Here is a 13,010-nt window from a genome sequence, read left to right as displayed (position 1 = left end):
TACTAGTATCCTTCCCTGCCCAAATTTTGTAATCTGGGTAAAATTTTTTTAGGTTCCTGTTATTCCCGGCAGCGGTAAAAGATAAAGATAAATAGATTTGTAACAGGTGCCGGAATTATAATAAATGCAGATAATTATAATTCTATTTCTTTGGAAAAAATAGAATTATTTACAATAAGGCATACCAGCATGGTTTATTAAATTTACTAATAAGCCGGAGTGCAAAACTAAAGATTAAAAAGATGGCAATTTATGCCTATTTTTTTTCTTTAAACAATAAACGCCACTAAGTTTCATAAAAACTTAATGGCGTCTGTGAAAAAAATATAATCTTTTTATTGAAAATTGTCAAATTTTTATATAATCCCGCCTTGATTATAATCAGGAATGATAGTATGATTTTAGCTGGCCGAAGTGGCGGAATTGGCAGACGCGCTGGACTCAAAATCCAGTGGGCCGCGAGGTCCGTGTCGGTTCGACCCCGACCTTCGGCACCATTTATCTAGATAGAATCAAGGCCAAATTATAAAGGTTTTTATCTATTTCCCTTTTATGGTCAAACACATAGCTAAGGTCTACTAATTTTACTTCCCGGCCATGGTAAGCCACCATGCAATCACTTTTGCCCGCTTCTATGGCTTCTACTGCCTTTTGCCCAAACTGGGCTGCCAGTACCCGGTCCAACAGGGTGGGAGAGCCTCCCCTCTGAATATGGCCCAGCACTGATACCCTAACTTCATGCCCCACCAATAGTTTTATGGAAGCAGCAATATCATGGGCATTGCCTACCCCCTCCGCTACTACCAGCAGTGTATGCCTCTTGGCCCGTCGGTGATGTTTAATTTCATCAGAAATTTGTACCAGGTCAAATTCCATTTCCGGTATAAGCACATAATCCGCCGCACAGGCCACCCCGGCATTAATGGCAATCATGCCTGAATTTCTGCCCATTACCTCTATTACAAACAACCGGTCATGGGATGAAGCAGTATCCCGGATCTTGGAAATAAGATCTATGATCACATTTAGGGCGGTGTCAAAACCTATGCTGTAGTCAGTACCTGCTATATCATTATCTATGGTAGCAGGTATACCCACTACCTGTACTTCTCTCTGGTGCAGATCGTGAGCTCCTTTGAAAGTCCCGTCTCCCCCCATAACAATCAATGCTTCTATTCCATCTTCTTTCAGGTTGTCCTTTGCTTTCTGCAGCCCCTTTTCGGTCTTGAACTCGCTGGAACGGGCCGAATACAGAAAGGTACCGCCCCGGTCAATAATACCCCCTACGTTATTGGAATCCAGCTTGATATAATTATTCTCTATAAGGCCCTTATAGCCTTCATAAAAACCCAGCACCTCATGCCCTCTGTAAATAGCATACCTGGTTACAGCCCTGATAGCTGCATTCATCCCGCTGGCATCTCCCCCGCTGGTCAATAGCGCTATTCTTTTCTTTGCCAAGATTAAATCTACCTCCTCCTTTGCTCCAGCTGCTGATAAATATCTTCCACCTGGATACCTTTTTCAGCCATAAGCACCAGCAGGTGGTAGGCTAAATCAGCTATTTCATATACTACATCCGTCTTTTGCTGGTGTTTAGCAGCCAGTATTACCTCAATGCACTCTTCCCCCACTTTTTTGAGTATCTGGTCCAGGCCCTTCTGGTGCAAAGAATAGGTATAGGAATCAGCTGGTTTTTCAGCAATCCTGTCTAAAATTACCTGATGCAGTTCCTTTACTATATCCGGTTCAGTATCCGGCTTGAACTTAAGGCCGGCACCGCCATCTTCCAGCCGGCGGTAAAAACAGCTAAAGTTACCGGTATGGCAAGCCTGTCCCTTTTGCTCCACCAAAAACAATAAAGCATCCTGGTCACAGTCATACCTTATCTCCTTTATGGTCTGGTAGTTTCCAGAAGTTTCCCCTTTGTTCCATAACCGGTTCCTGCTCCTGCTCCAGAACCAGGTAGTACCGGTCTGGAGGCTTTTTTCTAAAGATTCTTGACTGACATAAGCCAGCATAAGCACCTGCTTGGTTTTATAGTCCTGAACTATTGCCGGTATAAGTTTTGTTTTGTTTGCCATGTTAAATCCTTACATTAATTCCCTGAGATTTTAAATATTGTTTGGCTTCCCTTACCGTATGCTGCCCGTAGTGGAATATGGAAGCTACCAGTACCGCATCAGCATCCGCCTGCAGGATAACATCTCTTAAGTGCTCGAGATTGCCTGCTCCCCCTGAAGCTATTACCGGAATGTTAACTGCAGAAGTAACTGCGGCAGTAAGGGGGATATCGTAACCATCCTTTGTTCCGTCCTTATCCATACTGGTCAGCAGTATCTCACCTGCCCCCAGGCTTTCTACTTTACGCGCCCATTCCACTGCATCCATTCCGGTAGGGGTCCTGCCCCCGTGGGTGTATACCTCCCAACTGTCTCCTTTTGCCTTGGCATCTATAGCCACTACTATGCACTGGCTGCCAAAAATCCTGGCCGCCCTGCTGACCAGAGAGCTGTCATTTACAGCGGCAGTGTTAATGGAAACCTTGTCCGCCCCTTTTTTCAGCAATTCCCTGATATCCTCTATCTCATTAATGCCCCCTCCGATAATATAGGGGATAAATACTTTTTTAGCTGCCTTGGCGGCCAGGTCTACTACTGTTTTCCGGCTTTCATGAGAGGCCGTTATATCCAAAAAAACCACCTCATCTGCCCCTTCACGGTCATAAAAAGCCGCCAGTTCTACCGGGTCACCGGCATCTTTTAAATCTACAAATCCTACTCCCTTAACTACCCTGCCCTGCTTGACGTCCAGACAGGGTATTATCCTTTTGGTTATCATTCTGCAGCCTCCCTAATTGCCTGTTTTAGATCTATGGTTCCTTCATAAATAGCTTTGCCGGTTATGGCTCCCGCCACTCCCAGCTTTTTTAATACCCTTATATCTTCCATGCTGGATATGCCTCCCGCCACTATCAGCTTCAGGGAAGTTGCTTCCATAATGGACTTGATCATAGGGCTGTTAACCCCTGTTAAGGTACCGTCCCTGCTGATATCTGTTACTATGACATACTCCAGCCCCAGGTCATGCAAACTGCGCCCAAACCTAAAGATATCCAGGCCCGAATCCTGCTGCCAGCCCTTTTTTAAAATCCTGCCTTTCCGGTCATAGTCCAGGCTAAGGCAAATCCTTTCTGCAAACAGCAAGCTGGCTTGCTGCAAAAAACCAGAATCCTCTATAGCCCTGGTGCCCAGTATGGCCCGGTCTATTCCTGCATCAAGGACCTGGCTGAGGCTCTGTAAATCCCTTATGCCCCCGCCCATTTGTACCGAGACCCCGGTGCTTTCCTTAATCTTTACCGCCGCTTTAAGGTTCTCCAGCTTACCGGTCTTGGCTCCGTCCAGGTCAATTATATGGATCCAGGTTGCTCCTGCCTGTTTCCACCTTAAGGCTGCCTCCACCGGATTTTGGTGGTATACCTTTTTAGTATCAAATTTACCTTTATGCAGCCTTACACAGGCTCCCCCCATGAGATCTATGGCCGGTATAAGCAGCATCATTTATCCTTCCGGGTTAAATTTATAAAGTTTTTTAATACCTTAAGCCCGCAAACCGAACTTTTTTCCGGGTGGAACTGGAATGCATGCACCTTTTCCCGGTATATGCCAGCCACCATTTCTATCCCATGGCCGGTAGTGCTGGCTATCAGCGATTTGTCTTCAGGCACCACATGATAGGAATGTACAAAATAAAAGTACTGGTTTAAATCCAGGTTTTCCAATAAGGGATCAGGTTTTACCATATTAATATTATTCCAACCCATATGAGGCACCTTGACTACCGCCGGAATCCTTTCCACGGTTCCGGCAAACACTCCCAAGCCCTTTGTTTTTCCATCCTCGAAGCTATAGTCAAACAACAGCTGCATTCCCAGGCATATACCCAGGAATGGCTGATTACGGGTTGCTTGCCTGATTGTATCTTCAAGACCCAGGATGCCGAGGTTAGCCATAGCATCAGAAAATGCCCCTACCCCCGGAAGGACTACTCCCGCTGCTCCCCTGATTACACCAGCATCAGAGGTAACCCTGACTTTAGCTCCCTGGCTTTTTAAGGCATTTTCTACACTGCTTATATTACCCATATTGTAATTTATAACTGCTATATACATCATAGTCCCCGGGGTAACAGCTACAGCGTCCCTTTAGTAGAAGGTATGCTATTTCCTTCTATCCGGGTAGCCTGGTGCAAAGCTATGCCCACTGCCTTAAACATGGCCTCTATTATATGGTGGGAATTAATACCGGAATTTTTGTCTATATGGAGGTTAAAACAGCCATTGGCACTCAGGGCCCTAAAAAAGTCTTCAGTGACGGCAGTATTAAAACCCTTAATATCTTCAACTGCCATATCAACCTTAAACTTCAGATAAGACCTTCCCCCTAAATCCACTGCTACTGTTACCAAGGCATCATCCATGCATATCATGCTATGGGCAAACCGGCGGATAGTTTGCTTTAGGGCCAGGCATTCCTTTAAAGCCAGCCCCAGGCATATTCCCACATCTTCTACTAAATGATGGGAATCAACTTCCAGGTCCCCTCTGGCCTTAACCTGCAGGCCAAAAGCCCCATGCCTGCTAAAGCTGGCCAACATGTGGTCAAAAAATGGCAGCCCGGTATCTATATCTGCCTGGCTGGCAGAATCCAGATCCAGTTTAAGCAGTATATTAGTCTCCAGGGTTTTCCTGTTTATCTGGCTACTTCGGCTTTGTTTTTCCATTGATTACCTTACCTATTCTTTGTGTAAACTCATTAATTGCTTCATGTTTGACCCGGTAACTTACCATATTGGCTACCAGGCGGGTAGTTGAAGTAAGGATAGTCTCCATCTCTACCAAATCATTTTCCTTTAAAGTTTCCCCGGTAGCAGTAATATCTACTATTTCTTCAGCAATTCCCAATATGGGCCCCAGCTCAACTGACCCATGAAGTTTAATTATTTCTACCTGCATTCCCTTACGGTCAAAATATTTCTTGGTAAGATTAGGATATTTAGTGGCAATCCTTATGGATCCAAAATGCTCATAATGGCTTTTTACCGTCTGCACGCAATCCTTGCGGGTAGCCACAATAAGCCGGCAGGTTCCCGTACCCACATCCAGCAGTTCATATACCTTGCTTTCCCGCTCTGCCAGTACATCCTTGCCCACAAAGCCCAAATCGCAAGCCCCGTATTGCACGTAAACCGGCACATCCATGGGCCTGGCAATAACATACTTTATATCCTTGCGGGGGGAATACACAAACAGCTTGCGGTTATCCTGGGACAGGTTGTCCATATCATAACCGGCTGCGCCCATAAGCTCAATGCACTCCTGCTTTAAATACCCTTTAGGTATGGCTATATTAAGTCTTGTTGGTTCCATCTAAATATTTTAAAAAATCTTGGGTTGTCATTTCAGTGCGGTTTCCGTCCTGGGCCTGTATTACTGTTACCCGGGACAGGTCCCCAGACATTACAGCCGCCAGGCCTGCTTCCCTTAGCTGGGCCTGCGGCCCTATATCTTCTATTTTACCTTCATATAATTCCACGTTTATACCTTTTTCCCTCACCTTTTCTGATAGCTTCACAAAAGCGGCATAATCAGACCTACTGCCTCCCAGCAGCAGCTTGAAGTCTTTCATAAAGGGAGCCAGGATGCTGCTGTCCATGGATTTATGCAGCATATCCAAATCCAGGGCAAACCCGGTTGCCGCTACCCCCATGCCAAATTTTCTTATCAAACCGTCATAGCGTCCCCCATTACCTATAAGGTCAGTGGTAAGGGCGGAATAAACTTCAAACAAAAGGCCAGAGTAATAGTCAAATTCCCTCAGGATGCTTAAATCTATAAGTAAATTAGGGCCAAAGCCCAGTTCTTCTAAAACCCGGTATACCCTTTCCAGGTAGGCCAACCCTTTATCCGCTCTGCTAATGTTGATGCGGGCCAGGACCTTTTTTAAAAAATTTAAGTCCTGCTGGGGTTTTATCAGGGACATAAACAAATCGGTTTTACTTTTATCAACCCCTTCTAAAAACTCACTGATTAGTACAAAATTCTTTTTAACCAGGCTCTCTTTTAAAAAGCGGCTGTCCTTAGGCCCCAGCCCCAGCCACTCACACAATCCTTCAATTATCTGAAGCTGTCCCAATCCTATCTTGTACTGCTTGAAGCCCAGGACCCTTAGCACCTTGTTTAAGATAGTAAGGATCTCTACATCAGCAGTAAAACTATCGGTACCTATGAGCTCCAGGCCAGCCTGGCTGTATACCCTTTTTACTCCCTCCTGAAGGGCTGATTGCCTGAACGAATTGGCAAAATAGCAAAATCTTACCGGCAATTGAGGTCTTTTTATCCTCATTCCTACTAACCTGGCTATGGGTATGGTCATGTCAGCCCTTAGCGAAACCAGGCTGCCGTCAATATCAAAAAAATTTATTAGCTTATGTGACCAGCTGTCGCCCGCCCCGGTAGATATATTCTTGGTATATTCCACAGCAGGGGTTTTTACCTCTCCATAGCCCCATTGCCTGAATTGCTGGCCTATAATATCTACTATAACCTTGCGCTCCCGGCATTCTGTAGGAAAAACATCCCTGAAACCGTAAGGCAGCTTGACTATTAAATTTTCCTGGTCAGATTCAAACATAGTCTACCCTGTAAATATTTAATATAAGTTTTGAATAATATTATATTTTACCTTAAAAGTAAAATTATAGGGAGGCTAAACGCTGCTCCTCGGTTAAAATTTCCCCATCAGGACCTACTGCCATATTGGCACCGTCTATAAACATGGTCCTTACCTGGCCGCTGGCCGCCTCTAACCCCTGCAAATGGGGAGCATCCAGTATGCCCCTGCCAATAGCCTCTGCAATTATTTGGGGACTGGTTAAGGGATCTTCATGGATATTATTTAAATCCAGCTTCCGTATAGCCCCTATTATAAGTTTAGCCTCAGCCATAAGTTGCCTTTTTCTGGCCTGTACCCTTTCATCATCTTTCATATTGGGACACCCGGCCAGGCAATTGGAAATGGCTTTATGGGCTATATGGGCAGATTCAATGATATCCTCCGGGGTAGCGGCATGATCAGCTTCGCAATAAGCTACCACATGGACTATATGCGGTTCCAGCTGCATCTGCAGCATAGTAGAAGTAGCCAGCTGGGCCTTGCCCTGATGATAATTGGTGGGATAACTATATAGCCCGGTCCGGGTTTGCCTTAAACTGGTAAAACTATCATCATGCAGGCCCTCAATCAATTCCACCTTGGCCATCATTTTGGCTAGATCCATAGTAAATGAGGTTTCGGCAGGAGTATTAAACATGTATTGGGACACATATACCTTTACCCCCATCCTTTTAGCATTGTAGGCAGCAAGATAGGCAGCAGCCACCGCTATTGAATCCGGAGAGTACCTTAAACTCCAGTGATGGGATTCATTAACCTCTACCGGTATATTTCTTTGCCCATGCCAGGCCATTACCTGTTGATTTTCTGCAATAGCCTCTTTCAGCTTGCGGTGGCTCCTATTATCCAGCTCATTGTACCAGCATAAAGGAACTGCACACCAGGCATTATTTATAGTATCCGCCAGGACCCGGGCCATCCTCAATATATCATTGGTACCGCTGTAGCACCTCATTATAGGGTAATTGCCTTTGCGGGTAGCCTGGTATAAACTCCTGAAATCATCCTCGGACCTGAGAGGCACTCCTCCCGCCCCATCCTGGCTATGGTCCATTTTTTCCGGGTGAAAAAAATATTCCTGCGTGTTTTGATCAGGTCCTATGGAAACCACGTCTATTAATTCACTCTGGGCCAGGCGGCCAATGCCTTCTATAGTGCTTTCCAGGGTTGGCTGTCCAAAATGATGCCTGATAACCGGATAGGGATACTTGAACTTTACCCTGTCCCCTAAATTTTGGGGAGGTGGTATGTTTTCCTGGATTATTTTCCCCTGTTTTAAATAGGAAACTACCTGGTCTTTGGTTTCCTCCCCGGTAAACATGGCCTCAAACAGATCCAGCCCTTTAGCCGCTTCAGCTACCGGCTTGGTTCCCCCCAGGATAAAAGAGACCCTGCCCTTGTATTTGTCTGCCACTTCTTTCTTAAACTGCTTGAATAAAGAACGGGCATTATCAGGAGAAAGCCGGTAACTTATGGCTACTATATCCGGCTGATAGGCTTCAATGGCTTCCACTATCTGCCCATAACCACAAGCAGAGCCTAAAAATTTAGTCTGGTATCCATGCTGCTGGGCCAGGTTCAAAAAATTTATCACTCCCGCTACATGTACGCAGCTGCCTATGCTGGCCCCTAATATTCTCTTCATATACTACTCCTGTATCTTTCCCTTTATTAGTATTTCCTTAATCTGTGCTATGTTTAAACCCTCCAGCCCCAGGGAGGCAAGGTTTCTTCCAATTTTTCTAAAATCCCTATCAAATATAGAATCTGCTATATTAATCAGGGAATCAATAACTGGTGTTTTTACCCCTAAAATTTTGCCAAACTCAGAAATTGGGACCAGGCTCATGGGGATATCTTCTGTAATATAACGGACATTGGTAGTCCGGGGAGCCATTATCCCTACATATCCAGGATTGCTGTGTATGGCATCAAACAGATTGTCCTCTACCACATTATAGGCCATGGACAGCCAATCAATGGCAGAGTATACATTAGTGCAATTAAGTTTATGGGCTACCTTTACCCTTTCCTCATCCACCGCCTCCAAAATTGAAGCTACCGACTGGGTCACTCCTTCTATATAGAATTGGAAATTTCCCAGGGTGGATTCAATGCGGGAAGCATTTAAGATAGTAATAGCCGGATGGAAAACCGCTCCCATATTGTTAAAAGAGGTTTCTACCACATTGCTTCCAGGGATAAATTCCTTAAAGGCCTGATTTAATTTTTTTAATACCTTGCCGGTAGAGCTGGCTGGTATGGCTGCCACTGGAATAGCCTGTTTAATCCTGAATATTCTGGCTGTGGCCGGCCCCATGCCCCTGCTGGCATAAATAAAGGTCTGGGCTTCCGCTACCGTGACCTGCTTTTGGTTGCCATGAGCCCGTAAGGCATTTAGGAATTCCAAGGCTCCACAGGTCCTTCCGGGATTAAGAACAACCATCTGGCCATCTTCCAGGTAAGGGGCGCATCTTTCTGCGATAGGGCCATGGGCATTGGCGGGAACCACCACCATAATAACATCCGCCCCCTTAATAACCTTGCCTATATTATTGGAGCATAATTTAAGCTTGCCAAAACCGCTAACTTCCCCTTCCAGCTCTATGCCCTTAAGTTTAATAATGGGTTTTATTCGCATCAGGGTACGGTTATAAAGGCTGACATCAAAACCCTTAATAGCTAAATGGGCAGCAATAGCCTTACCTCCATGTCCTGCCCCTATAACTGCAAATTTGAGGTCATGCAAAATTGCTCCTTTCCTCTATTGGTATTTTCTGCCAGTGAATGCATTGCTTAAACTGGCTTTCCAGTTTCTCTACAAAACCCTGGTTAAAATCAATACAGAAGTCCAGGGGCAAATCAAATTCCTTAACCCCGTTCCCATTATTGCCTTTTATCCTTAGCTCTACCCTGGTCTGCCCCTTATTCTCCTTAAACAGCTGGTAAAGGCTGTCTACCAGGTCATGGCACAAAGACTCCTCTTCAATGGTCAGCAGTACTTTTTCCTCCCGGTCATTAACAGTGTTTTTACCTTTTTGCTTTTTGGAAGGGACGCCGGGATTGGGAACAGCTTTTTCCAGTAAGCTTATCCGGGAAGCTATGATTTTAAACTGATCCTCCTTTTTATCCAGCCTTCCTGCTATTTTAACTATTTTATCTTCCTGAAGAACTTCTTTAAACTGATCCAGCACCGCTGGAAAAACTATCACTTCCACACTTTCGCTTAAATCCTCCAAGGTAACAAACAACATTTGTTTACTGTTTTTGGTAATAATGGATTTAATATTGGCCATAACGCCGCCCACTTCTACATTGCTCTTATCCTTAAGCTGTGAAAGCTGATTAAGAGGCACCAGGCTCTCCAAGGTTCTCTGGTACTCCATTAAAGGGTGCCCGCTAATATATAGTCCCAGCATTTCTTTTTCAAAATTAAGCATTTCTTTCTGGGCAAACTCGCCATAGCTGGACGCTTTCTCTAAAATACCCCCCAGCACTACGGGATCCTGAGAACCTTCCTGGGTATCAAATAAGGAAAACTGTCCCGCTTCCCGGTCCCTTCTTACCTTAAGCGTTTCCTCTACTATCTTCTCAAAATGGTCCAGCAAAAATTTACGGCTGTGCCCCAGGGAATCAAAGGTACCGCTTTTTATCAGGCTCTCTAGGGTCTTCTTATTTAAAGCTGCAGAAATTATCCTCTGGCAAAAATCGATAAAATCTACAAATTTTCCCCCTTTTTTCCTTTCCTTTTCAATCTCATCTATTACATTGGAACCCACATTCTTTATAGCAGACAACCCAAACCTAATAGAATCCACTACCACTGTAAAATCAGAATAACTTTCATTTATATCCGGAGGAAGTACCTCTATGCCCAGTCTTCTGGTTTCATTTACATATTGGGCCACTTTTTCCTGGCTTCCCATCCTGATGCTGAGCAGGGCAGCCATGAATTCTACCGGGTAGTTGGCTTTCAGGTAGGCAGTCTGGTAAGAAATCATGGCATAAGCAGTGCTATGGGACTTATTAAATCCGTATTCGGCAAAATGATTAATCAGCTCAAACACTTTCTGGGCGGTACTTTCACCAATGCCTTTCTTTTTTGCCCCCTGCATGAACTTGGTCTTCTGCCTGGCCAAAAGCTTCCGCTTCTTCTTACTGATGGCACTACGCAGGATATCTGCTTCAGACATGGTAAACCCGGCCAGCTCGCTGGCTATAGCCATTACCTGCTCCTGGTACAGTATGATACCGTACGTGCTCTCCAGTATGGGCTTAAGGCTGGCATGAGGGTAATTAATTTTCTTGCGCCCATTCTTGGCTTCTACAAAATCAGAAACCATACCGCTCTGCAGGGGCCCGGGCCTATAAAGGGCCAGCAAGGCTATAAGGTCTTCAAACCGGGTAGGCTTAAGGTTTATAACCAATTCCCTCATCCCCGAGCTTTCCAGTTGAAAAACTCCCAGGCATTCTCCATCGCTCAGCATTTTAAATGTTTTTTCATCATCCAGATTCAAAGTGCCGGTATCTATTTCTATATTTTTAGTCTTGCTTATGAAGAAAAGAGCCTTGTCTATCAAGGAAAGGGTCTTCAGTCCCAGAAAGTCCATTTTAAGCAACCCTATTTCCTGAACATCCTCCATTTTGTACTGGGTTACTATATCTTCATTGCCCTCCCTCTGAATAGGGGTATAGTTGTAAAGGTCCTGGGCGGAAATGACCACTCCGGCTGCATGTATGGAATCCTGCCGTGATATGCCCTCCAGAGAAATTGCAGTGTCAATAACCTCTTTTACCTTGCTGTCCTGTTGGTAGAGCTCCATTAGATCGGGAACCTGATCCAAAGAATTTTGAATGGTGACATTAAGCTCCATAGGAATCATTTTGGCTATCTTGTCTACATCTGCATAGGTCACTTCCAGTACCCTGCCCGCGTCCCTTATGGCCTGCCTGGCTGCCATGGTACCAAAGGTTATAAGCTGCGCAACCCTGTTGGTACCATATTTTTGGGTAACATACTTTATAACTTCCCCTCTTTTCTCATAGCAGAAATCTATATCAATATCAGGCATGCTCTTTCTTTCTTCGTTTAGGAATCTTTCGAACAGAAGCCCATATTTTAATGGTTCTATATCCGTAATGTTTAAAACATAAGACACAATACTTCCTGCTGCCGATCCCCGGCCAGGCCCTACCCGGATATTGTTCTTTTTGGCAAACTGCACAAAATCCCAGACAATTAAAAAATATTCTGAAAAGCCCATTTTTTCTATAACAGAAAGCTCTTTTTCCAACCTTTGCCCGATTTCCGTGGTCAGCTGCCCATACCTCTGTTTTGCTCCTTCGTAACATATCTTCTTAAGATAGGAATCGGGGCTAAAAGATACAGGTACCTGGAAAGGTGGTATCAGGCTTAGCCCAAATTCCAGCTCTACATTACACTTTTCCGCAATATCCAAAGTATTTTCAATAGCCTGGGGGAAATGGCCCAATTTATTAGACATCTGCTCATAGGTTTTGAAATAGAATTCATTGGAGGAAAATTTAAGCCTGTCGGTTTGGTTTATGGTAGACCCGGTCTGTATGCATAACAGTACATCATGTGCTTTATAATGGTCCTGCTCCAGGTAATGGACATCATTGGTGGCTGCCAGGGGAACCCCGTATTTGCTGGAAAATTCTACCAGCAGGCGATTCACCTCTGCCTGCTCAGGTACACCAGAATCCTGTATTTCCAGATAAAAATTATCACTGCCAAAAATATCCAAATAGGTATCCAATGCCTTTTTGGCCAAATCCTCCCTGCCTGCCTGGAACATTTTGGGAATCTTACCCGATATGCAGCCGCTTAAAGCCAGTATACCATCGCTATACTGGCGTAACAGTTCTTCATCTATTCTGGGCTTATAGTAAAAACCCTCCAAAAAACTAAAACTTACCAGCTTCATCAGATTCTTATATCCGGTAATATTTTTAGCCAGTAAAGTAAGGTGATAGGGGGCTGAGTCCTTTAAATTACTGCCGCTGGCCTGTTTATTAAGACGGCTTCCGGGAGCCTGGTAAACCTCACAGCCCAGGATGGGTTTGATGCCCCGGCTGACTGCCTGTTTGTAAAAGTCAATAATACCGTACATTACACCATGGTCGGTTAACGCCACTGCCGGCATGTTCAGCTGCTTAGCCTTTTCCACCAAATCCTTTATTCTTACTGCCCCATCCAGCAGTGAATATTCGCTATGCACATGTAAGTGAACAAAATTCTTTCTTGAATCCATA

General features: G+C 44.7%; 11 protein-coding genes and 1 tRNA gene. 1 reads left to right on the top strand and 11 read right to left on the bottom strand.

Annotation, left to right across the window (positions count from 1 at the left end; genetic code table 11):
* Window positions 1–408 precede the first annotated feature (408 nt).
* Window positions 409–497, top strand: a tRNA-Leu gene (locus tag PHN32_05310).
* 1 nt (window position 498) lies between these two features.
* Here PHN32_05310 and pfkA read toward each other — a convergent pair.
* The 11 genes from pfkA to PHN32_05255 all read right to left on the bottom strand — a co-directional run bounded on the left by pfkA (window position 499) and on the right by PHN32_05255 (window position 13,009).
* Entirely contained in the window at window positions 499–1,464 is a 966-nt protein-coding gene (gene pfkA / locus PHN32_05305) for a 6-phosphofructokinase (protein ID MDD3777005.1), read from the bottom strand.
* A 5-nt stretch (window positions 1,465–1,469) separates the two neighbouring features.
* Complete coding sequence (gene hisIE, locus PHN32_05300; GenBank protein ID MDD3777004.1) at window positions 1,470–2,084, bottom strand: bifunctional phosphoribosyl-AMP cyclohydrolase/phosphoribosyl-ATP diphosphatase HisIE; 615 nt, start codon at window positions 2,082–2,084, stop codon at window positions 1,470–1,472.
* Window position 2,085: 1 nt separating this feature from the next.
* Window positions 2,086–2,841 carry an imidazole glycerol phosphate synthase subunit HisF gene (gene hisF / locus PHN32_05295; GenBank protein MDD3777003.1) on the bottom strand — a complete coding sequence of 252 codons (756 nt, stop codon included), beginning with the start codon at window positions 2,839–2,841 and terminating at the stop codon, window positions 2,086–2,088.
* Window positions 2,838–3,560 carry a 1-(5-phosphoribosyl)-5-[(5-phosphoribosylamino)methylideneamino]imidazole-4-carboxamide isomerase gene (gene hisA, locus PHN32_05290; protein ID MDD3777002.1) on the bottom strand — a complete coding sequence of 241 codons (723 nt, stop codon included), beginning with the start codon at window positions 3,558–3,560 and terminating at the stop codon, window positions 2,838–2,840. Before hisA ends, hisF begins: the two co-directional genes overlap by 4 nt.
* The gene (hisH, locus tag PHN32_05285) at window positions 3,557–4,174 is read right to left on the bottom strand and encodes an imidazole glycerol phosphate synthase subunit HisH (GenBank protein MDD3777001.1); all 618 of its coding nucleotides are present in this window, start codon (window positions 4,172–4,174) and stop codon (window positions 3,557–3,559) included. Before hisH ends, hisA begins: the two co-directional genes overlap by 4 nt.
* A 17-nt stretch (window positions 4,175–4,191) precedes the next feature.
* The gene (hisB, locus tag PHN32_05280; GenBank protein MDD3777000.1) at window positions 4,192–4,782 is read right to left on the bottom strand and encodes an imidazoleglycerol-phosphate dehydratase HisB; all 591 of its coding nucleotides are present in this window, start codon (window positions 4,780–4,782) and stop codon (window positions 4,192–4,194) included.
* Window positions 4,760–5,428 carry an ATP phosphoribosyltransferase gene (gene hisG, locus PHN32_05275; protein ID MDD3776999.1) on the bottom strand — a complete coding sequence of 223 codons (669 nt, stop codon included), beginning with the start codon at window positions 5,426–5,428 and terminating at the stop codon, window positions 4,760–4,762. The genes hisB and hisG overlap by 23 nt, the downstream gene beginning before the upstream one ends.
* Window positions 5,409–6,692, bottom strand: a complete 1,284-nt coding sequence (locus PHN32_05270) for an ATP phosphoribosyltransferase regulatory subunit (protein ID MDD3776998.1) — start codon at window positions 6,690–6,692, stop codon at window positions 5,409–5,411. The genes hisG and PHN32_05270 overlap by 20 nt, the downstream gene beginning before the upstream one ends.
* Before the next feature lie 64 nt (window positions 6,693–6,756).
* Window positions 6,757–8,379, bottom strand: a complete 1,623-nt coding sequence (locus PHN32_05265; protein MDD3776997.1) for a cobalamin B12-binding domain-containing protein — start codon at window positions 8,377–8,379, stop codon at window positions 6,757–6,759.
* A 3-nt stretch (window positions 8,380–8,382) separates the two neighbouring features.
* Complete coding sequence (locus PHN32_05260; GenBank protein ID MDD3776996.1) at window positions 8,383–9,483, bottom strand: NAD/NADP octopine/nopaline dehydrogenase family protein; 1,101 nt, start codon at window positions 9,481–9,483, stop codon at window positions 8,383–8,385.
* Window positions 9,476–13,009 carry a DNA polymerase III subunit alpha gene (locus PHN32_05255; GenBank protein ID MDD3776995.1) on the bottom strand — a complete coding sequence of 1,178 codons (3,534 nt, stop codon included), beginning with the start codon at window positions 13,007–13,009 and terminating at the stop codon, window positions 9,476–9,478. The genes PHN32_05260 and PHN32_05255 overlap by 8 nt, the downstream gene beginning before the upstream one ends.
* Window position 13,010: the final 1 nt, after the last annotated feature.

The sequence above is a fragment of the Actinomycetota bacterium genome (assembly GCA_028698215.1).
Lineage (GTDB): Bacteria > Actinomycetota > Humimicrobiia > Humimicrobiales > Humimicrobiaceae > Halolacustris.
Note: the sequence above shows the minus strand (reverse complement) of the source record. Positions and strands in the feature narration are given on the sequence as shown.